This window comes from Rhodoferax sp. RT4P68, from assembly GCF_056521305.1.
Window position 1 is genome coordinate 302,654 of the sequence record NZ_JBWMBB010000005.1, and the last position, 19,837, is coordinate 322,490.

At 68.9% G+C, this 19,837-nt stretch carries 19 protein-coding genes; 2 read left to right on the forward strand and 17 right to left on the reverse strand.

Features of this window, described 5'->3' with window-relative positions; all coding sequences use genetic code 11:
- Nucleotides 1–20 precede the first annotated feature (20 nt).
- From AC099J_RS13355 to atzF, 15 genes are all read right to left on the reverse strand, one after another.
- A complete protein-coding gene (locus AC099J_RS13355) occupies nt 21–752 on the reverse strand; it encodes a GntR family transcriptional regulator (RefSeq protein WP_479615744.1) in 732 nt (243 codons plus the stop codon).
- Between the two features lie 37 nt (nt 753–789).
- Nucleotides 790–1,488: a cysteine hydrolase family protein gene (locus AC099J_RS13360; RefSeq protein WP_479615745.1), complete on the reverse strand. Its 699-nt coding sequence runs from the start codon at nt 1,486–1,488 to the stop codon at nt 790–792.
- 172 nt (nt 1,489–1,660) lie between these two features.
- Nucleotides 1,661–3,238, reverse strand: coding sequence for an ABC transporter ATP-binding protein (locus AC099J_RS13365; RefSeq protein WP_479615746.1), 1,578 nt, complete (start codon nt 3,236–3,238; stop codon nt 1,661–1,663).
- Nucleotides 3,239–3,317: 79 nt separating this feature from the next.
- A complete protein-coding gene (gene biuH, locus AC099J_RS13370) occupies nt 3,318–4,031 on the reverse strand; it encodes a biuret amidohydrolase (RefSeq protein WP_479615747.1) in 714 nt (237 codons plus the stop codon).
- Between the two features lies 1 nt (nt 4,032).
- Complete coding sequence (locus AC099J_RS13375) at nt 4,033–5,079, reverse strand: formamidase (RefSeq protein WP_479615748.1); 1,047 nt, start codon at nt 5,077–5,079, stop codon at nt 4,033–4,035.
- Nucleotides 5,080–5,092: 13 nt separating this feature from the next.
- Nucleotides 5,093–6,013: an ABC transporter permease gene (locus tag AC099J_RS13380; protein WP_479615749.1), complete on the reverse strand. Its 921-nt coding sequence runs from the start codon at nt 6,011–6,013 to the stop codon at nt 5,093–5,095.
- Nucleotides 6,010–7,116: an ABC transporter permease gene (locus tag AC099J_RS13385; protein WP_479615750.1), complete on the reverse strand. Its 1,107-nt coding sequence runs from the start codon at nt 7,114–7,116 to the stop codon at nt 6,010–6,012. Before AC099J_RS13385 ends, AC099J_RS13380 begins: the two co-directional genes overlap by 4 nt.
- 162 nt (nt 7,117–7,278) lie before the next feature.
- Nucleotides 7,279–8,397 carry a BMP family ABC transporter substrate-binding protein gene (locus AC099J_RS13390; protein WP_479615751.1) on the reverse strand — a complete coding sequence of 373 codons (1,119 nt, stop codon included), beginning with the start codon at nt 8,395–8,397 and terminating at the stop codon, nt 7,279–7,281.
- Between the two features lie 102 nt (nt 8,398–8,499).
- On the reverse strand, nt 8,500–8,886 hold the full coding sequence (hpxZ, locus tag AC099J_RS13395; RefSeq protein WP_479615752.1) for an oxalurate catabolism protein HpxZ: 387 nt from the start codon (nt 8,884–8,886) through the stop codon (nt 8,500–8,502).
- Between the two features lie 50 nt (nt 8,887–8,936).
- Nucleotides 8,937–10,355, reverse strand: coding sequence for an AtzE family amidohydrolase (locus AC099J_RS13400; RefSeq protein WP_479615753.1), 1,419 nt, complete (start codon nt 10,353–10,355; stop codon nt 8,937–8,939).
- 403 nt (nt 10,356–10,758) lie between these two features.
- Nucleotides 10,759–10,953, reverse strand: a complete 195-nt coding sequence (locus AC099J_RS13405; RefSeq protein ID WP_479615754.1) for an AtzG-like protein — start codon at nt 10,951–10,953, stop codon at nt 10,759–10,761.
- The gene (locus tag AC099J_RS13410) at nt 10,950–11,771 is read right to left on the reverse strand and encodes an ABC transporter ATP-binding protein (RefSeq protein ID WP_479615755.1); all 822 of its coding nucleotides are present in this window, start codon (nt 11,769–11,771) and stop codon (nt 10,950–10,952) included. The genes AC099J_RS13405 and AC099J_RS13410 overlap by 4 nt, the downstream gene beginning before the upstream one ends.
- Entirely contained in the window at nt 11,768–12,517 is a 750-nt protein-coding gene (locus tag AC099J_RS13415) for an ABC transporter permease (protein ID WP_479615919.1), read from the reverse strand. Before AC099J_RS13415 ends, AC099J_RS13410 begins: the two co-directional genes overlap by 4 nt.
- Nucleotides 12,518–12,600: 83 nt before the next feature.
- Nucleotides 12,601–13,605: an ABC transporter substrate-binding protein gene (locus tag AC099J_RS13420; protein WP_479615756.1), complete on the reverse strand. Its 1,005-nt coding sequence runs from the start codon at nt 13,603–13,605 to the stop codon at nt 12,601–12,603.
- A gap of 49 nt (nt 13,606–13,654) precedes the next feature.
- A complete protein-coding gene (atzF, locus tag AC099J_RS13425; protein ID WP_479615757.1) occupies nt 13,655–15,412 on the reverse strand; it encodes an allophanate hydrolase in 1,758 nt (585 codons plus the stop codon).
- Nucleotides 15,413–15,507: 95 nt separating this feature from the next.
- Between atzF and AC099J_RS13430 the strand changes: the two genes are divergently transcribed.
- Nucleotides 15,508–16,845: an amidase gene (locus AC099J_RS13430; protein ID WP_479615758.1), complete on the forward strand. Its 1,338-nt coding sequence runs from the start codon at nt 15,508–15,510 to the stop codon at nt 16,843–16,845.
- A gap of 97 nt (nt 16,846–16,942) precedes the next feature.
- On the opposite strand, the gene AC099J_RS13435 is transcribed toward AC099J_RS13430, so the two are convergent.
- Together AC099J_RS13435 and AC099J_RS13440 are read right to left on the reverse strand one after the other, a co-directional pair.
- Complete coding sequence (locus tag AC099J_RS13435; protein WP_479615759.1) at nt 16,943–17,515, reverse strand: PDDEXK nuclease domain-containing protein; 573 nt, start codon at nt 17,513–17,515, stop codon at nt 16,943–16,945.
- Nucleotides 17,516–17,579: 64 nt separating this feature from the next.
- On the reverse strand, nt 17,580–18,014 hold the full coding sequence (locus AC099J_RS13440) for a RidA family protein (protein ID WP_479615760.1): 435 nt from the start codon (nt 18,012–18,014) through the stop codon (nt 17,580–17,582).
- A gap of 33 nt (nt 18,015–18,047) precedes the next feature.
- Here AC099J_RS13440 and AC099J_RS13445 point away from each other — a divergent pair, with 33 nt between their 5' ends.
- On the forward strand, nt 18,048–19,745 hold the full coding sequence (locus AC099J_RS13445) for an FMN-binding glutamate synthase family protein (protein ID WP_479615761.1): 1,698 nt from the start codon (nt 18,048–18,050) through the stop codon (nt 19,743–19,745).
- The last annotated feature ends 92 nt before the right edge of the window (nt 19,746–19,837 follow it).

The window sequence follows — 19,837 nt, forward strand, 5'->3', positions numbered from 1 at the left end:
GGCCAAGGCCGACAAAATGTCTACCGTGCGCCGCTATAGCCCGCTTGCCGCGCCAGATGCACCTGGTGCAGCGTGATCTTGCGCACCTCGGCCTGGCTGGTTTCGATGTGGGCGCGCAGCAGCATGGCGGCCTGGTCGCCGCGCTTGCGCTGCACGGCCTGCAGGATCTTGATGTGCTCTTCGTAGGTCGCGTCGATGCGCGGCTGCTGCGTGAAGTCGAGCCGGCGGATGATGCGGATGCGCTCCGTCACCTCGCGGTGCACGCGGGCCATCTCGCCGTTGCCGGCGGCTGCGACCAGTTGGCAGTGGAACTCTTCGTCCCACTGCGAGACCTGGCCCATGTCGCTGCTGCGCTCGGCCAGCGGCACCATCCAGATCGCGGCCAGTGCGTCGAGCAGCGCATGGTCGACGCGCAGGGCGTCCTCGCACAATCGGTGCACGGCGGTGGTCTCCAGCACCATGCGCAAGTCGTAAAGCTGCTCGAACTGGTCGAAGTCGAATGGCAGCACGCGCCAGCCAGCACGGAAGAGCACCTCGACGAAGCCCTCCTGCTGCAGCCTGAACAGGGCCTGGCGCACCGGCGTGCGTGACACGCCCAGCCGCTCGCTGATTTCGTTCTCGGTGAAGCGGTCGCCCGGCACCAGCTGGAAGTCGGCCACGTCGCGCTTGAGCTGTTCGTAGACCTCGTCCGCGCGCGAGCGAAATGCAGGGGCCGGGGCAGACTGCGGCTTCTTGGTGACGGTGGAGGGCACGAGGCGCGTCGAGTCGGAAATGGACGAAGCCGCGACCTTACTCCGAATGCAGTGCCGCCTGCAGCGCGGCGCTGGTGGCCGTCCAGCCGACGATGGCGCCCTGGGCGCGGATCATGTCCAGCGCCGCCGCCTTGAACGCGGGGAAGTAGCTCTCGGTGCAATCCTCCAGCACCAGGCATTCGTAGCCCCGGTCGTTGGCCTCGCGCATGCTGGTCTGCACGCAGACCTCGGTCGTCACGCCCATGAACACCAGGGAACGGATGCCGGCCTGCTGCAGCAGGTTCTGCACCGGCGTGGCGTAGAACATACCCTTGCCCGGCTTGTCGACCACGATCTCGCCGGGCAGCGGCGCCAGCGCGCGGATGATCTGCACGCCGGGCTCACCGGACACCAGCACGCGGCCCATGGGCCCTGGGTCGCCGATGCGCAGACTGGGGTTGCCGCGCAGCCGCTTGGCTGGCGGGCAGTCGCGCAGATCGGGCCGGTGCGCCTCGCGCGTGTGCAGCACCAGGCCACCCTTGGCGCGCCAGGCCTGGAGGACGGCGCGGCAGGCCGGCACGATGGCGGCCAGCAGGCTCACGTCGTTGCCCAGGCTGGCGCCGAAGCCGCCCGGCTCGATGAAGTCGCGCTGCATGTCGATGATGACCAGCGCCGTGCTGGCCATCTCGAACGCGAAGTCGAAAGGTTGGGCCTCGACCACGAGGGTGGGTGCGTCGTGCACTTCGCCTGAGCTCATTTTCTGAATCCTTCACAACAGGGCTGCACAGGCACAGAACGCTCGACACGCAAGCGGGGCAGAAGCCAGGGCCGCCGCGGAACTGGCTCTGCCAGGCCGTTGGCGGCGCCCCCATCGCGCAGCCAGAGGGGGTTGGCGGAGGGCGCAGCGCGCAGACTGGGGGGTGCCATTGCTAATGTCCGCCGCCCATGTGGGCGCCGAGAACATGGCGCTCTGCACTAGCCGCCGGGGTCTCGTACACGATGCGGCCTTCGCTCATGACCACGATGCGGTCCGACAGCTCCAGCAGCTCGTCCAGGTCTTCGCTGACCAGCAGCACCGCGCCGCCCTTGTCCCGCACCTGCACGATGCGGCTGTGGATCTCGCGCACGGCGGCGAAGTCCAGGCCGAACACCGGGTTGGCGGCGATCAGCACGTTGATGTCGCCGGCCAGCTCGCGCGCCAGCACGGCGCGCTGCACGTTGCCGCCCGACAGGCTCTTGATGGGCGCGCCCTCGCCCTGCGTCTTCACGCCGTACTCGGCGATCCACTCGCGCGCGCGGCGCTTCCATTGGCCGAAGCGTAGCCAGCCGCCGGATGACAGGGGCGGCTGGTCGTAGTCGCGCAGCGCCATGTTTTCGGCGACCGACAGGTCCCCCACGCAGGCATTGCGCAATGGCTCCTCGGGCAGGCTGCGCACCTTCAGCCGGCCGTTTTCGCTGCGGCGCGCACCGTAGGCCTCGCCCATCACACGCACGCTGCCGGCATGGCGCGGGCGCTGGCCCACGAGCGCCTCGACCAACTCACGCTGGCCGTTGCCGGAAACGCCGGCCACGCCCAGGATTTCGCCGCTCTTGACCGTCAAGGCCACTTCGTGCACGGCCAACGTGCCACGGTCGCCCATGGCCGAGAGGCCCTGCACCTGCAGCGCCTCGCGCGCCCCGGCCGGCACCGGTGCGCGCCCGGCGGCGGCGCCGTGGTCCGACTCGGCATGCAAGACCTCGGCCGGCGTCGCCGCCTCGCCCATCATCGCGGCAGCAAGGCGGGCCGGGTCGGTCTCGGCCACGCGGCAGTGGTGCACGGCCTTGCCCCGGCGCAGCACGGTCACGGCGTCGGTATAGGCCATGACCTCGCGGAACTTGTGCGTGATGATGAGCACGGTGCAGCGCCCGCTCTGCGCGAACGCGCGCACATGGCCCAGCACCTCGTCGGCCTCCTGCGGCGTCAGCACGGAGGTGGGCTCGTCCAGGATCAACAGGCGCGGCTTCAGGTAGAGCTGCTTGAGCAGTTCGAGCTTCTGCTTCTCGCCAGCGGCCAGCTCGGCCGGCCGCGCGTCCAGATCCAGCGTGAACGGCGTGGTCGCGAGGAAGGCCTGCAGTTCGGCGCGCTTGGCCTTCCAGTCGATGACGGCCGGTGTGTCGCCGCCGGCCAGCAGCAGGTTTTCGGCCACCGTCATGCCGGGCGCCAGCGTGAAGTGCTGGTAGACCATGCCGATGCCCAGCGCCCGCGCGACGATCGGGTTGGCGATGTCGCGCTCGCGGCCGTCGATCAGGATGGCGCCTTCCTCGGCCTGCTGGAAGCCGGCCACGCACTTGACCAGCGTGCTCTTGCCCGCGCCGTTCTCGCCCAGCAGCGCATGCACGGTGCCGGCCTCCACGCGCATGTTCACGCGGTCCATGGCCGTGAAGCTGCCGAAGCGCTTGGTCAGGTCGTAGGTTTCCAGCGCAAGAGCGCCCGCGCCAGAGGGCGTTGGCGTGACGGGGGCGATCATGTCGCTGCCTTCCGGCGGCCCGAAGGCACATCAGCAACCCCTTGGGGCGCAACGATCCGCGAAGCGATGTGCGTGGCGGTCATGCCAAAGCCTCCAGCAATGCGGCCGACGCGGCGTGCGCGCCAAACACGCCGCCCTGCATCGTGACCATGTTCAATGCGGCCTGGTGGTTGGCCGGGTCGGTGGCGGCCGTGCAGTCCGACAGCAGCAGGCATTCGAAACCGCGGTCGTTGGCGTCGCGCATGGTGGTGTGCACGCAGACGTCGGTGGTGATGCCGGCGAGGATGAGGTTGGTGATGCCGCGCGTGCGCAGCACCATCTCCAGATCGGTCGCGTAGAACGAGCCCTTGCCGGGCTTGTCGATGACGATCTCGCCGGGCAGTGGCGCCAGCTCGGGAATGATCTGCCAGCCAGGCTCGCCGCGCACGAGGATGCGGCCGCAGGGGCCGGCGTCGCCGATGCCCAGGCCATCTTTGCCGATCTGTCGCGAACGCCAGCGCTTGTTGGCCGGCAGGTCCGACAGGTCGGGCCGGTGGCCTTCGCGGGTGTGGATGATGGTGTAGCCCAGTGGCCGCATCACTTCCAACAGCCGGCGGATCGGCGCGATGGGCGCCTGCGTCAGCGACAGGTCGTAGCCCATCACGTCCACATAGCCACCCTTGCCGCAGAAGTCGGTCTGCATGTCGATGACGATCAGCGCGGTGTTGTCGGCGCGCAGGCTGCCGTCGTACGGCCAGGCGTAGGGGTTCGCGCGGACGTGGCGGCTGGCAGCGGTGTCGAGGCCGACGTTCATGTCATGCCACCTTTCGCAAAGCCGGTGGTGCTGGGTCCATCACCGGGTTGATGCCGTCGCCGCCGTACGGCCGCGTCGGCGGCGCGAAGCCGCAAGATGTGCCGTCCGTCACCTGCACCGTGTCCGCCCACGGCAACCGGTAGCGCCCCGCCACCATGTCCTGCATGAACGTGTACGGGCAGTCCTGCGCGCCGCCCTGCACCGCCACGTAGCCACGGTGCCAGAGCTGGTAGGGGTTGTTCTCCACGCCCCAGCCGGCGCGCGCCTCGCGCACCAGGTCGGGCCGCAGCTCGGCGGTGACGATCTCATCGGGCCGGCCGCCGCCCTCCACCATGACGGTGCCGTCGAAGCTGCAGAACATGCCCTGGCCCATGGAATCGAAGCTGCCGTCGCTGCCGCACATGCACACGCTGGCGGTGTAGGCGAGGTTCTGAAACGCGTTGCTCTGGTTCGTGATCCGCCACGCGTGGCGGATGGGCGCGGTGTACCCGGCCGTGCGCAAGATGACCTCTGCGCCCTTGTACGCGGCCTCGCGCGCCATCTCGGGGAACATGCCGTCATGGCAGATGATGAGCGACAGCTTGACGCCGTTCGGCCCCACGCACACCGGCACGCCCAGGTTGCCCGGCTCCCAGGGCTCGACCGGCACCCAGGGGTGCAGCTTGCGGTAGTAGAGCTGGATGGCCCCCAGGTCGTCGATGACGAGGCCGCTGTTGTAGGGGTTGCCGCCGGGGTTGGCTTCCATGATGGAAAAACAGCCCCAGATGCGGTGCTCCACGCAGGCCGCCTTGAAGGCCGCCACCTCCGGCCCGTCCAGCGTGCACATGATGGCGGGGTTGGTGTCCATCGACAGGCCGTGCAGCGCGTACTCGGGGAACACCACCAGGTCCATCGTCGACAGGTTGCGGCGCGCCTTGCCGACCAGCTCGCAGATGCGCAGTGTCTGCGCCGCCAGATCCTGCGGCGTCACCACCACCGGCAACTGCAGTTGCACCAGGCCCAGCACCACGCCGGCCTTCGACTTGTTCAATCCACCGAGTCCACTCATGGCGTGATCCTTTTCATCGTGCCGAAGACAGCTCGCCGGGGCTGCCCGTCGCCACGGCACCGGGCTTGCAGGTGATCACCAGAATCAACAGCGTCAGCACATAGGGCACGGTGTTGAACAGGTGGTAGCCATAGCTGACACCGATGGACTGCATGGCCGGGCCGATGGCGCCGGCGCCGCCGAACAGCAGCGCCGCGCCGACGCAGCGGATGGGGCTCCAGCGCGCGAAGATGACCAGCGCCACGGCGATCAAGCCCTGGCCGCTGGAGATGCCTTCGTTCCAGCTGCCCGGGTAGAACAGCGTCAGCGAGGCGCCGCCCAGCCCCGCGATGGCACCACCAGCTGCCGTGGACGCGATGCGGATGCCGTTGACCGAATAGCCGAGCGCGCGCGTGGCGTTGGCCGAGTCGCCCGCCAGCCGCACCAGCAGGCCGGCGCGTGTGCGCCCGAAGGCCCAGCCCATCAGCAGCGCCAGCACGATGCCGACGGGCAGCAGCGCGTTGATCTGCAGCGCCGCCTGCACCACGGGCGAATCGCTCCAGCCGCCCAGCGCAATCGCCGGCAGCTGCGGCGCCTGCGGCTGGATCAGCGGCTTACCCAGGTAGAACGCCAGCCCCGTGCCCAACAGCATGAGCGCGATGCCGGTGGCCACGTCGTTGACGCCCGGCAGCGAGCACAGCACGCCGTGCAACGTCGCCAGCGCGGCGCCCGTCAGCGCGCCGATGAGCACGCCGATCCAGGGCGAGCCGCTCCAGTAGGCCCCGCCGAAGGCCGCCATGGCAGAGAGCACCAGCACGCCCTCCAGCCCCAGGTTGATGCGGCCGGCTTTCTCCGTCAGGCATTCGCCCAGGCTCACGAACAGGAACGGCACGCCGACGCGCAGCGCACCGCCGACGATGGCGGCTACGAGGGCGATCCATTGGTCTTCGGTCATACCGCCGCCTCCTTCAGCGTGGCCGCCTGCGCCGGCCGCAGCTCCAACTCCTCATAGGGCCGTGCGAACAGCTTGGCCAGCACAGCCTTGCCGGCCACACCGCGCAAGGCTTCGCTGGCCAGGATCAGCACGAACGCCATGCCCTGCAGCACCAGCACCGATGCATCGGGCAGCCCCACACGCCGCTGCAGCAGGCTGCCGGCCGCGCCGAAGCCACCGAACAGAATCGCCACCGGGATGATGGCGATGGGGTTGTGCCGTGCCATGAACGCCACCAGGATGCCGGCGTAGCCGTAGCTGGCGATCAGCGAGGCGTTGGCATTGGTGTGCACGGCCGCGACCTCGACCGCGCCGGCCAGCCCGGCGCAGGCACCGCCCAGCGCACACGCCACCAGAATCAGCCGCGAGGCCGGCAGCCCCATGAGCTGCGCCGTGCGCGGGTTGCCGCCGACCACGCGCACCGAGAAACCCGACGCCGTGCTGCGCAGCCACACCCAGAACGCCAGGCAGGCGACGATGCCGATGGCCAGGCCCCAGTGCACATCAGAGCCGAACATGCCGCCGATGCGCACGCCTTCGTCCAGCGCCAGCGTGGACGGCTTGTTCAGGCTGGCCGGGTCGCGCAGCGCGCCCTCGACCAGGTGCTTGAACAGGCCGATCGCCACATAGGCCAGCAGCAGGCTGCTGATGGTCTCGTTGATGCCCCGGTATTGCCGCAGCCAGCCGGCCAGCGCGATCCACAGCGCACCGCACAGGGCACCGGCCGCGCAGACCAGCACCGTGCCCACCACGTTGGCCGGCAGCGGCATCAGATACGGCAGCGCGGCGCAGCCAAGCCCGCCCAGCACCAGCGCGCCCTCGCCGCCGATGATGACCAGCCCGGCCCGCGCGGGAATGGCCACGCACAGGGCCGTCAGCATCAGCGGCGCGGCACGCTGCAGCGTGTTCTGCCAGGAGAACCAGTCGCCGAACGCGCCCTTGAACAGCAGCGTCCAGACCTCGATCGGGTCGACGCCGGCGAACGCGACGAAGATGCCGAACAGCAGCAGCGCCGCCGCGATGGCGAAGACCGGCAGGCCAATGTCTTTGGCGAGCGAGTTCATGGCATTTCAACTTTCAGCGTAGGTGCGCCGCCGGACCCGGCGCGGCTTGCGCATTCAGTTCCAGAAACACCGCGGAACCGGCTTCGCCGGGCCGCTGGTGTTGCCCCCTTGCAAAGGGGGTTGGCGGAGCGACACGCAGTGCGCGGAGCCTGGGGGATGTCATCAAAAACTGCCCTGCACGCCTTCGACCAGGTAGTTCATCTTCTCCAGCTCCAGGTCGGTCTGCTTGAAGACCTTGCCGGCGGCGATGACCTCCTTGCCCTTGTTGTCCTTCAGCGGGCCCTTGAAGATGTCGAAGCTGCCCGCGAGCATCTTGGCCTTCGTGTCCTCGGCCTGCTTCTTGGCGGCATCGGTCACGGCCGGGCCGTAGGCGGACATCTTCACGAAGCCTTCCTTCAGGCCGCCGCGCAGGAAGTTGGGGTGCGGCTTGCCGCTGCGGGCGGCGTCGATGGTGGTCTTGTAGGCGGTGATCCAGTTCCACTCGGCACCCGTCAGGTAGGCCTGGGGCGCCAGCTTGGCCTGGCTGGCGTGGTAGCCGCACACCATCTTGCCGCGCTTGGCTGCGGTCTCGACGATCACCTTGGGGCCATCCACATGCATGGTGAACACGTCGCAGCCCTGGTCGGCCAGGCTGTTGGTGGCCTCGGCCTCCTTGACGGCCATGGACCAGTCGCCGGTGAAGATCACGCTGCAGGCGATGCCCGGCTTGACCGAGCGCGCGCCCAGCGTGAAGGCATTGATGTTGCGCAGCACCTGCGGAATCGGCTTGGCCGCGACGAAGGCGATCTTGCCGCTCTTGCTCAAATGGCCGGCGACCACGCCGTTCAGAAACTGCGCCTCATCGATGTAGCCGAAGAAGCTGCCGGCGTTCTTGGGGTGCTTGCCCTCGGTCCACATGCCGCCGCAATGCGAGAAGCGCACGTCGGGGTACTTGGTGGCCAGTGCCAGCAGGTGCGGGTCGAAGTAGCCGAACGAGGTGGGGAACAACAGCTTGGCGCCGTCCTGCGCAACCATGCCGGTCATGCTCTTTTGCACGGCGGCGGTCTCGGGCACGTTTTCTTCTTCGACGACCTTGATGCCAGGCATCTTCTTGACCTCGGCCGCGGCCTGCGCATGGGCCTGGTTGTAGCCGTAGTCGTCGCGCGGGCCGACGTAGATCACGCCGATGGTCATCGGCGCCTGCGCCGCGGCCAGGCCGTGCAGGCCGCCGAGCGTGCCGGCAGCGCCGAGTGCGGCCAGGGATTTGAGGGATTCGCGGCGGTTCAGGTGGTGCAGGGCCATGGCGTTCTCCGGTCGATGGGTGGGGTCAGGCAAGGTGAGAAAGAGGGACGCTGGCGGGCGTCTGGTGGCTGGCGCTGGCGTGCGCAAGTTGCGTGCCGGGATTCATGCGGCGTCAATCAAACTGACGTGGGCAGCCACCACACGCCAGCCTTCTGGCAGGCGCAGCCAGGTCTGGCTCTGGCGGCCCAGCTTTTCGCTACCGACACGGCGGAATTCGATGTTGGTGGTGGCGAAGTCGCGGCCGTAGGTGGTGATGACGGTGTGCGTCACGCTGCGCGCCAGCCCTTGCGCCGAGCGCCCCGCGCGGAACGCCTGGATGGCGGCAAAGCCATACAAGTTTTCGGCTGCGCCGTAGCGCAGCGTGTGCGGGCTGTCCCAGAAGAGTGCGTCCAGCACCTCGACCTTGTTGTGGACGAGGGCGTCTTCGTATTCAGCGAAGACGGCTGTCACTTCGGCCAGCACGTCGGGTAGGTTGATGTCGTGGGTCATGTGGTTCTCAGTGGGCATGTCTTGTGGGCGCTGAACGTGGCTGCGTCATTTCAGAGCGCCGCCACAGGCGCGCGCACCACGCCGAGGCTTTCCAAGGCAGCCGCAGCACGCAGCGCGATGTCTTCGCGCCAGGGCGCGGCGATCAGCTGCACGCCGATGGGCATGGACGCATGCGCACCCCACACCGGCACAGCGCAGACCGGCAGGCCGATGCACGAGATCGGCTGGGTCAACAGCCCCATGCTGGGCCGCAGTGGCAACACGCGCTCACCGATCCGCAGCGTCTCGGTGCCGATCGGGGTGGCGGCGCAGGGTGTAGACGGCGCCAGCAGCAGGTCGTAATCGGCGAACACACGGGCTGCCGCCTGCGCGTACAAGCGACGCACCCGCTGCGCACGGGCGACCCAGGCCGCAGGCAGCAGCGCACCGGCCAGAAAGCGGTCGCGCGAGTGGGGCTCGAAGTCCTGCGCGCGGCGGCGCAGATCTTCCAGGTGCAACGAGCCGGCTTCGGCATTCGTGATCAGGAAAGCGGCCGCGCGGCCGGCCTCGACCATCGGCAGCTCCACGGTTTGCGTCGCGCCCAGCGCCTGGGCCACGGTGCGCACGGCGGCTTGAGCCTCGGGCAATGCGTTGTCGTGGAACCAGCCGCCCAACACGCCCACGCGAAGGTCCTGCAGGCCGGCGATGCCATGGCCCAGCAGCGGCGTCACCGGTTCCGCCGCACGCTGTGCGCAGCCGGGGTCGCGCAGCGCGCCGGTCTCCGGCCCCTGCATGGCGTCATAGCTCAGCGCCAGATCGCGCACCGAGCGGGCAAACGGGCCCAGGTGGTCCAGGCTGGAGATGAACGGATAGGTGGCAGTGCGCGGCAGCCGGCCGAAGGTAGGCTTCAAGCCGAACACGCCGCACAGCGAGGCCGGCACGCGAATCGAGCCGTTCGTGTCCGAGCCCAGCGTGATCGGCACCTGCCCGGCGGCCACTGCCGCGCCCGAGCCGCCGGACGATCCACCCGACACGCGCGTCAGGTCGTGGGGGTTGCGGCACGGGCCTTCGTGGCTGTTCTCGGTGGTGAAGCCGTAGGCGTACTCGTCCATGTTCAGCGCGCCGACGAGCACCGCGCCGGCCGCCTCCAGACGCTGCACGAGCACGGCGTCGCCGCTGGCGGGGGCCGCGTCGCGCTCGATCATGGAGCCGGCCAATGTGCGCAGGCCGGCGATGTCAAAGAGGTTCTTGACGGCGAACGGCACACCCAAAAGGGGCAACCCCAACGTGTCGCCCAACTGGTCCAGCATGGCGGCGCGCTGCAACGCACGCTCACGCACGACGTCGGTGAAGGCGTTGACGCGGCCATCGGTTGCGGCGATGCGGGCCAGGCTGGCTTCGGCCAAGGCCGTGGCCGTGACGGTACGGGTGCGCACTGCCTGGGCCATGGTCACGGCGTCTGCCTGGAGCAGGGTGGAGGCGTCGGTCATGTCAGGGCTCCGGCCGAGGTGAAAGCGGTCGCGCGGGCCGAGGCCACCGGGTAGCTTTCTCCGCGAATGTCCCCCGGTCCGCGCAGGGCGCGTACCTCCGCCTTTATTTCGCTGCGAAAGCCACCCGATACCCTCGGCCCTGACCACGGCGTGTCGTGCTGCCCGACAAAGCACAGCGCTGGCGGAACACGACGATGGTGTGGTCTACGCAGCGAAATCAAGGAGGAGGCCTTGCCCGCCTTTCCGGCCGCAGGCCGGCAAGGCGGGCAAGGCCGGGGGACATTCGCGGAGTGGACTACACCGTCGGCGTGGTCCCACCCCGAAGCGTGGTCGAGCCTCTCTCTTAGGTCCGGCCGCGCACAAGGCTTGCCACACGTCCCTGGCACGTTCCTTTGGGATCGTCTCATTCCAACGTCTCCGGCCAAAAGTGCACAGCGCTCTCGTCATGCGGCACCAGCGCGACGCTATCCACCGCAGCCGCCATGCCGGCAGCCAACGCGAAGAACTGCAGCACGCCGGGCCGGTGCTCGGCCGCCAACGGCAAGTCGAGCGCTGCTGCCGCCGCGTCCACATAGGCTTCGATCTGCGTGGGCGTCATCGCCGCACCTCCCGCTGAAAAATCTCCAGGCTGCGCTTCTTCGCGCTGATGAAGCTCGACTCCGACAGCGTCTCCACCGTGCGCGGACGCGGGTCGTCGTAGGGCAGGATCTCGGCCACCTTGGTCGGCCGTTTGGTCAGCAGCAGCACCTGGTCGGCCAGGTACACGGCTTCTTCGAGATCGTGCGAGACCAGCAGCATGGTGGTGCCGGTCTGCATGAAGACCTCTTGCAGCTTCTCGCGGATGAACAGCGTCATCTCGAAGTCCAGCGCCGAGAACGGCTCATCGAGGAACAGCACCTCGGGGTTCGGCGCCAGCGCCCGCATGATGGAGGCCGTCTGCTGCTGCCCGCCCGACAGTTCGTAGGGGAAGCGGTTCAGGTCGAACTTCACGTCGAAGCTGGCCACCAGCTCGGCCATGCGCCGGTCCACCTCGGCCTTGCTCTTGCCTTCCAGCTTGAGCGGGTAGGCGATGTTGTCGATGGTGCGCATCCACGGGAACATGGCCTCGCGGTAGTTCTGGAACACGTAGCCGATCTTGGTGTCTTTGAGGCTCTTGCCGTCGAACAGGATCTCGCCCGCGTCGATGGGGATCAGCCCGGCGATCATGTTGATCAGCGTGCTCTTGCCGCAGCCGTTGGGGCCGAACACCGACACGATCTTGTGCTTGGGGATGTCGAGGTCGAAGTTCTCGTACAGCGGCCAACCCGCGAAGTATTTTGTGAGGCCGCGGATGGTGATGTGTGTGCCGGCCGGGCCGGGCTGGAAGGCCGGCTTCGGAACGTCGGCAATGACGGAGGCGTTGAGGACGGCACTCATCGGCCACTCCAATGCACGATCTTGCGCTCCAGCATCAGGAACAGGATGTTCAGCGCATAGCCGAGCGCGCCGGCCGCGAGGATGGACGCATACATGTCCTTCACGTTCATGACCTGTTGCGAGTTGATGATGCGGTTGCCCAGCCCGCTGTCGGCGCCGATGAACATCTCGGCCACGATGACGATCACCAGCGCCATCGACACGGCAGAGCGCAGGCCGACGAAGCTGGGCTGCAGGCTCTCCCAGATCAACACGTCCTTGAACACCTGCCAGCGCGTGGCGCCCATCACCTTGGCCGCCATGACCCGCTGCTTGCGCGCATTGATGACGCCGTAGGCGCTGTTGAACACGACGATGAGGAAGGCGCCGAAGGCAGCGATGGCGACCTTGTTCACGTCGGACACGCCGAAGATCATCAGGAACAACGGGATCAGCGCCGACGAAGGCGTTGAGCGGAAGAAGTCGATCAGAAATTCAACGCTGCGATACGCCTTCTCGTTGCTGCCGAGCAGTACGCCCAGCGGCATGCCAACGGCAGCGGCGATCAGGAAGGCCTGCAGCGTGCGCCACACGGTGACCACGAAATCCTTCAGCAGCGGCCCGCCGAACAGGCCGTTGACCAGCGCGCCGAGTGCGTCCAGCGGCGGCGGCAACAGCAGCGCCTTGATCATGCCGGTGCGCACCGCCAGGTCCCACAGGATGAACAGCACCATCGGCCCGATGAAGGGCAGCGCCTTGTTCCACATGGGTTCACGCGGCGGCGCGGTGGCGGCCTGGGCCGCAGGCGGCGTCCAGGGCTTGGCGGCGGCGGGGGTGGCGGCCACGACGCTCAACCCTTGTAGAGCATGGAATCAACCATCAGCCGCGAGCTGAAGATGCCCTTCTCGCTGAACAGGTCGAAGAACTTCTGGAAGTGCGCGACATCTGCCGGTTTGAATTCGTCGTACATCATGTACGCGGCCAGCGGCACCTCGGCCGTGAGCGCGCCTTCGATGGCGGTGTAGCCCTTGAGGTACTGGCGTGCCTCGGCCGGCTTGCTGCGCACGTAGGCCACGCCTTTGGCATAGGCGGTGATGAATGTCTTGGCCTCGGCCGGGTTCTTCTTGATGAAGGCCGAGGTGAGCGAAGCCGAACCGCCGAACCAGGGCGCCATCGGGTCGCCGAGCACGTACTTGGCGACGACGCCGGCCTCCAGCACCTTGGTCGTGCCGTTCAAACGGCCGATGGTGCCGGTGGGCTCCAGCGTGTAGCAACCGTCCAGCTGCCCCGCCGCCAGCGCCGCGACGTGCTGGCCGATGGGCAGCTCCACCACGGTTGCGCCGGTCGCACCGCCACGTTCGAGCACGGTCTTGGCCAGCGTCACGTTCTGGATGCCGGGGCCCGAGCCCACGCGCTTGCCCTTGAGGTCGGCCATCACCTTGGCCGGGCTGGCGGCCGGCACGATGACTTCGTCCAGCACGTTCTTGGCGTTGCTGGGGTTGGAGCAGAAGATCTTGAAGCTGCCCGGCGCGGCGATCTCGCCGATGGCGATGTTGGCCGAGCCGGTGCCGTTGGCGCTGCCGTCGCAGCGGTCGGACAGCATGCCTTCCATGATCTGCTGGGCGCCGGCGAACTTGAGCGCCTCCACGCTCAGGCCGGCCTCTTTGAAGTAGCCCAGCTCGACCGCCGCATAGAACGGCAGGCCGGCCGCGATGGGCCAGTAGCCGATGCGCAGCTTGGGGCCGGCCTGGGCACGCACGGCGGGTGCGCCGAGCAGTGCCAGTGCGGCGCCGGCGCCGGCCTGCTGCAGCACGCGGCGGCGCGATGACATGGGGAACCTGGAAGCTGAAGACATCGAACTCTCCCTGACAACAATCGGTGGTGGTTGCGGTGGCCGCTGGGCGCTACTGCTGCGCCTGGCCATGCTGCAAAAAGGCGCGCCAGCCGCCGAAGCGGCTGATGTCCTGCGCACCCGCGAGCGCCTGCGGTTCGCAGACGAAACCCTGGGCCTGGCTGCCGTCGGCCAGCTTGAGCGTGCCGATGCCCAGCGGCGGCGGGATCAGCGCGACGAAGCTGCCGTAGGCCGCCAGCGGCATGCGCCAGACCTCGACCGCGATCGCCGCGCCCTCGCCCGGCGCCACGCGCAACAGGCCGGGTTTGGGCGGCACGGTGCCGGGCAAGGCGTAGAGCCGGTAGTCCGGGGCGGTGGTGGTGCTGCGCAGCAGCCAGGCGCTGCGTTCGGTCAGCTGGCTGTTCAGCGGCAGGCCGGCCAGGTGCGCGCCGACGACAACCACGTCCACCGTGCGGCCTGGGGCCGACAGCGCGGCAATCGGCGTGGGCGCTGGCAAAGCTTCACCGGTTGCGCCCTGCAGCAGGCCCGTGGCATGGTGGTAGCGCTGGCCCAGGTCGGCCAGCTGCCAGTCGCTGCCGCCCGGGCCGATCAGCGTGATGCCGAACGGCAGGCCATCGGGCCGCAGGCTGCTGGGCACCGAGATGGCGGCGTAGTCCAGCAGGTTGACGAAGTTGGTGTAGGTGCCCAGGTTGCGGTTCAGCGCCACGGGGTCCGCCTGCATTTGCTCAACCGTGTAGTGCGTGGGCGCAGTGGGCACCAGCAGCACGTCGATGCCGGCCCACATGGCAGCAGCCTGCTGGCCGAAGGCGCGCAGCTGCGTCTGGGCATCCACCAGATCGGCGGCGCTGTAGGCCTTGCCGGCGGTGAGGATGCCGCGCACGGGCTCAGCGATCTGCGCCTCGTGCGTGTCGACGAAAACGCGCACAGCGGCGTAGCGTTCGGCGACCAGCGCGCTCTCATACAGCAGCGCGGCGGCGCTGGCCAGCGGCGTGTAGTCGATGGCCACCGGCGTGCCGCCCAGCGCCTGCAGGCGGGCAACGGCATTGGCGAACGCAGCGGCGGCAGCGTCGTCGCCATGGAACTGCAGCGGCGCCGGCACGCCGAAGCGGAAGGCGGCCGGCAGGGGCGTGCTGTTGGGCGCGATGCGGCGGCTGTAAGGGTCTGCCGCGTCATAGCCGGCCGCCACAGCCAGCACGCGGGCGGCGACGTCCACCGTGCGCGCGAAGATCGACACGCAGTCGACGCTCTGCGCGGCCGGCACCACGCCGCGTGTGCTGATGAGCCCCTTGGTCGGCTTGATGCCCACGATGTTGTTGAGCCCCGCCGGCACGCGGCCCGAGCCGGCTGTGTCCGTGCCCAGCGCAAAGTCGACCTGGCCCGTGGCGACCACGTAGGCCGAGCCCGAACTGGAGCCGCCGGACACATACGCCGGGTCGATGGCGTTGGGCACCGGACCATACGGCGAGCGCGTGCCGTTGAGGCCGCAGGCGAACTGGTCCAGGTTGGTCTTGCCGTGCAGCGCGGCACCGGCATCGAGCAGGCGCTGCACCACGCCGGCGTGTGCGGCAGGCTGGTAGGCGAAGGCCGGGCAGGCGGCGGTGGTGGCAAAGCCCACGGCGTCGATGTTGTCCTTGGCCGCGAACGACAGGCCGGCCAGCGGGCCCGTGGCCGCGCCCGTCAGCGGCGTGCGGGCCTTGGCGATCCAGGCGTTCTCAGGCTTGGCAGGCAGGCTCGCCACGTCGGTGGGCAAGGCGGCGGGGGTCACCAGCAGATCGAGTTCGGTTTGCACCACTTTGACGCATCCAATCATGTGTACATGACGAGATGCAAGCGGCGTGCCAGTGATGCGGGGCCTCGACGACTACCACTGAGCCCCTACGATGCGGCCTCACACGGAGCAAACCCATGACCGCACCCACCATCGCCGCCCTGCGCGCCCGCCTCGCCGCTGGCAACGCCTCGCACGAAGCCCTCGTCACCCATGCCCTCGAAGGCGCCACCGCGCCCGCCGCCCGGCATGTCTTCACCAAGCTCTACGCGGACGCCGCACTCGCCGCCGCCCGCCATGCCGATGCCGCACGCCAGGCCGGCGTGCAGCTGCCGCCCCTGGCCGGCCTGCCGGTCACCGTGAAGGACCTGTACGACGTGGCCGGCGAGACGACGCTCGCCGGCTCCATCGCGCGCCGCGGCGAGGCGCCCGCCACGCACGACTGCCTGGCCGTGCAGCGCCTGCGCGCGCAGGGCGCCGCCATCATCGGCAAGACCAACATGACCGAGTTCGCTTTCTCCGGCGTGGGCATCAACCCGCACCACGGCACGCCGCGCAACCCGGCCGACCCCGATGTGGCGCGCATCCCCGGCGGCTCGTCGTCTGGCGCGGCGGTCTCGGTGGCGCTGGGCCTGGCGGTGCTGGGCCTGGGCTCGGACACAGGCGGCTCCATCCGCATCCCTGCCGCGCTGTGCGGCATCGTGGGCTTCAAAAGCACGCAGTCGCGCACGCCGCGCACCGGCGCGTTCGAACTCTCGCGCACGCTGGACACGGTCTGCGCCATGGCGCGCTCGGTCGATGATTGCCTGGTGGCCGATGCCGCGCTGGCCGACACGCCGCTGCACGTGCGGCGCCGCCCCCTGCAGGGCCTGCGTCTGGCGGTGCCGCGCACGATGATGTTCGACGGCATCGAGGCGCCCGTCGCCCAGGCCTTCGAGCGGGCGGCGAGCCGGCTGTCGGCCGCCGGCGCGACTCTGGTCGACATCACGCTGGCCGAGCTGGCCGAGGTCGCGCAGATCAACGCGCCGGGCGGGCTGTCACCGATCGAGGCGGCCGGCGTGCACCGCGCGCGCATCGCCACACGCCGCGCCGACTTCGACCCGCGCGTGGCCGCGCGCATCGAGCTGGGGCTGACGGTGAGCGCCGCCGAGTACCTGACGCTGCAGGACCGCCGCCGCGACTGGATCGCCCGCACGGCACGCGCGCTGGACGGCTTCGACGCGCTGCTGTGCCCGACGGTGCCCATCGTGGCGCCGGCCATCGAGGCACTGGCGACGGACGAGGCCTTCTTCAAAGCCAACGGCCTGCTGCTGCGCAACACCTTCGCCATCAATTTCCTCGATGGCTGCTCCTTCAGCCTGCCCTGCCACGCACCGGGCGATCTGCCGGCGGGGCTGATGTTGTCATCGGTGCACGGCGACGACGCGCGGCTGGCGGCGGTGGCGCTGGCGGTGGAGGCGGCGCTGCAGCCCTGATTGCCAGGTGCCGAAGCGGATCCCGGCGGTGCTACTGCATCGCGCACCATGTCCCCGACGAAGTGTGGCGGGGCGGCATGCGGCACGAGCCTGGTGATCAAGATGCGCGATCTTTCTTCTTGCGGACACGGGGTTCGTCCTCTGGCGCCGATGCCTCCGACGCACTCAGCGCATAGAACTCATGCAGCTTCGCCGCCAGCATCTGCTTGTCCGGCAACTGGGTCTGGTACTGGGCCACCAGCGCGGGTGACAAGGTGCGGCTCAGCGCGTATTCCACCACCTCGCTGTCCTTGCTGGCGCACAGCAGCAGGCCGATGGTCGGGTTCTCGTGCGGCTTCTTCACGTCGCGGTCCAGCGCTTCCAGATAGAAATTCAGCTTGCCCAGGTGCTCGGGCTCGAAGGCCGTGACCTTCAGTTCGATCGCTACCAGGCAGTTGAGCCCACGGTGGAAGAACAGCAGGTCCAGCGCAAAGTCCTGCCCACCCACCTGCACCGGGTACTCGCTGCCGATGTAGCAGAAGTCACGCCCCAGCTCGGTCAGAAAGCGGCCCAGATTCATCAGCAGGCCACGGTGCAGGTCGGACTCGGAGTACAGCTCCGGCAAAGCCAGAAACTCGAGCTGGTAGGCATCCTTGAAATGCTGCGCGGCCAGCGGTTGCGATGCTCTCAACGCGGTTGAGAGTTTTGGTGGGTTCAGTATGGCCTGCTCGAACAGGCCGCTGTCGCCGCTACCTTCACCCCCGCCTGCGCGCCGTCGCCTCGATCTCGATCTTCATGCGCGGATCGGCCAGCCCCGCGCTGATCATCATCGCGGCCGGCTTCACCTCACCCAGATACTGGCGCATCACCGGCCAGCACTGCGGGAACAAGCTGGCATCCGGCAGCACATAGGTCACGCGCACCACGTCGGCCAGGCTGCTGCCGGCCTGCGCCAACGCGTCGGCGATGTTGCGAAAGCACTGGTCCGTCTGCGCGACGATGTCGTCATCGATGGTCATCGCCGCGTAGTCGAAGCCGGTGGTGCCAGACACAAACACCCACTCGCCGTCGACCACAGCGCGGCTGTAGGCCATTTGCTCTTCAAAGGTGGAACCGGAACTGATGCGGATGCGTGGGCTCATGGCGGCGTGCAGGTGGTGGGTGATCGGCGCGACATGCGGGGGCGTCATGATAGGCACCCCGCTCACGACACCGTATATCCCATGGCGACCTCGACCACCCCCCCGTTCCCGACGCGCTACGCCGCCTTCGCCGGGTGCGTGCTGTTGCTGCTGGCCGGCCTGGCCACCGTGGCGCTGGCGCCTGACCTGTGGCGCGGCTGGACGCTGCTGGCCGCAGGCGTGGTGCTGGTGGGCATCGGCGTGCACGACCTGCGCCAGCAGCGCCACGCGATCCTGCGCAACTACCCGGTGATCGGCCACCTGCGCTTCCTGGCCGAGTTCATCCGGCCTGAGATCCGCCAGTACTTCATCGAGAGCGACGCCGAGGCCGCGCCGTTCTCTCGCGCGCAACGCTCGCTGGTCTACCAGCGCGCCAAGGGCGAGCCGGACAACCGGCCGTTCGGCACGCACCTGAATGTGACGCAGAGCGGCTACGAGTGGATCAACCATTCCATGCAGCCGACCCGCCTGGCGGGCCACGACTTTCGCATCGACATCGGCGATATCACGGCCCCCGCGCACACCGACCCTTGCACCCAGCCCTACCGCGCCAGCGTGTTCAACATCTCGGCGATGAGCTTCGGCTCGCTGTCGGCCAACGCCATCCTGGCGCTGAACCAGGGGGCCCGGCAAGGCGGCTTCGCGCACGACACGGGCGAGGGCTCGATCAGCCAGCACCACCGCGTGCACGGTGGCGACCTGATCTGGGAGATCGGTTCTGGCTACTTCGGCTGCCGCGCCGATGACGGCAGCTTCAGCGAGGAGCGCTTCGCGGCCAACGCCCGCGACCCGCAGGTGAAGATGGTGGAGATCAAGCTCAGCCAGGGGGCCAAGCCCGGCCACGGCGGCGTGCTGCCCGGGGCCAAGGTCACGCCCGAGATCGCGGCGGCGCGCGGTGTGCCGGTGGGCGTGGACTGCATCTCGCCAGCGGCGCACAGCGCCTTTCGCACGCCAGTGGAGATGATGATGTTCATCGCGCGGCTGCGCCGGCTGTCCGGCGGCAAACCGGTGGGCTTCAAGTTCTGCGTCGGCCACCCCTGGGAGTGGTTCGCGCTGGTGAAGGCGATGCTGGCGACCGGCATCACGCCGGACTTCATCGTGGTGGACGGCGCCGAGGGCGGCACCGGCGCGGCGCCGGTCGAATTCATCGACCACGTGGGCGCGCCGCTGCAAGAGGGCCTGCTGATGGTGCACAACACGCTGGTCGGCGTGAACCTGCGCGAGCGCATCAAGCTAGGCTGCGCCGGCAAGGTGGTCACTGCGTTCGACGTCGCGCGCATGATGGCGCTGGGCGCGGACTGGTGCAACGCGGCGCGCGGCTTCATGATGGCGCTGGGCTGCATCCAGGCCCAGACCTGCCACACCGGCCACTGCCCCACCGGCGTGACCACGCAGGACCCGCGGCGCCAGCAGGCTCTGGTGGTGCCGAACAAGGCCGAGCGTGTGACCAACTTCCACCACAGCACGTTGCATGCGCTGCAGGAACTGATACAGGCTGCGGGCCTGGCGCACCCGCAGCAGATCACGGCGCACCACATCGTGCGGCGCATCTCCGACACCGAGGTGCGGCTGCTGTCCAACCTGATCACGCGCGTGGAGCCGGGCGCCCTGCTGGGGCCGCTGGACGCGCAGCACAACGTGTTCAAGCTCTACTGGCCGCTGGCGACGGCCGACAGCTTCCAGCCGCTGGTGCAGGGGCTGCATGCGACGGCGCCGACGGCACAGGTCGCGGTGGCCTGAGCCTCGCCCGGCGGCCCCGAAGAGGCTTGCGCCGCAGGACAGCCGAGGGTCGGTTGGCTGGCGTCGAGCGCCCGAGGGCGCCGCGGCCCGCC

What these genes read in the sequence shown, in the direction of transcription:
- AC099J_RS13385 (WP_479615750.1), bottom strand. Translation starts at nt 7,116, where the DNA reads ATGAACTCGCTCGCCAAAGACATTGGCCTGCCGGTCTTCGCCATCGCG.
- AC099J_RS13365 (WP_479615746.1), bottom strand. Translation starts at nt 3,238, where the DNA reads ATGATCGCCCCCGTCACGCCAACGCCCTCTGGCGCGGGCGCTCTTGCG.
- AC099J_RS13400 (WP_479615753.1), bottom strand. Translation starts at nt 10,355, where the DNA reads ATGACCGACGCCTCCACCCTGCTCCAGGCAGACGCCGTGACCATGGCC.
- AC099J_RS13415 (WP_479615919.1), bottom strand. Translation starts at nt 12,517, where the DNA reads ATGTGGAACAAGGCGCTGCCCTTCATCGGGCCGATGGTGCTGTTCATC.
- AC099J_RS13420 (WP_479615756.1), bottom strand. Translation starts at nt 13,605, where the DNA reads ATGTCTTCAGCTTCCAGGTTCCCCATGTCATCGCGCCGCCGCGTGCTG.
- AC099J_RS13375 (WP_479615748.1), bottom strand. Translation starts at nt 5,079, where the DNA reads ATGAGTGGACTCGGTGGATTGAACAAGTCGAAGGCCGGCGTGGTGCTG.
- atzF (WP_479615757.1), bottom strand. Translation starts at nt 15,412, where the DNA reads ATGATTGGATGCGTCAAAGTGGTGCAAACCGAACTCGATCTGCTGGTG.
- AC099J_RS13390 (WP_479615751.1), bottom strand. Translation starts at nt 8,397, where the DNA reads ATGGCCCTGCACCACCTGAACCGCCGCGAATCCCTCAAATCCCTGGCC.
- AC099J_RS13360 (WP_479615745.1), bottom strand. Translation starts at nt 1,488, where the DNA reads ATGAGCTCAGGCGAAGTGCACGACGCACCCACCCTCGTGGTCGAGGCC.
- AC099J_RS13405 (WP_479615754.1), bottom strand. Translation starts at nt 10,953, where the DNA reads ATGACGCCCACGCAGATCGAAGCCTATGTGGACGCGGCGGCAGCAGCG.
- AC099J_RS13430 (WP_479615758.1), top strand. Translation starts at nt 15,508, where the DNA reads ATGACCGCACCCACCATCGCCGCCCTGCGCGCCCGCCTCGCCGCTGGC.
- hpxZ (WP_479615752.1), bottom strand. Translation starts at nt 8,886, where the DNA reads ATGACCCACGACATCAACCTACCCGACGTGCTGGCCGAAGTGACAGCC.
- AC099J_RS13440 (WP_479615760.1), bottom strand. Translation starts at nt 18,014, where the DNA reads ATGACGCCCCCGCATGTCGCGCCGATCACCCACCACCTGCACGCCGCC.
- AC099J_RS13380 (WP_479615749.1), bottom strand. Translation starts at nt 6,013, where the DNA reads ATGACCGAAGACCAATGGATCGCCCTCGTAGCCGCCATCGTCGGCGGT.
- biuH (WP_479615747.1), bottom strand. Translation starts at nt 4,031, where the DNA reads ATGAACGTCGGCCTCGACACCGCTGCCAGCCGCCACGTCCGCGCGAAC.
- AC099J_RS13445 (WP_479615761.1), top strand. Translation starts at nt 18,048, where the DNA reads ATGGCGACCTCGACCACCCCCCCGTTCCCGACGCGCTACGCCGCCTTC.
- AC099J_RS13410 (WP_479615755.1), bottom strand. Translation starts at nt 11,771, where the DNA reads ATGAGTGCCGTCCTCAACGCCTCCGTCATTGCCGACGTTCCGAAGCCG.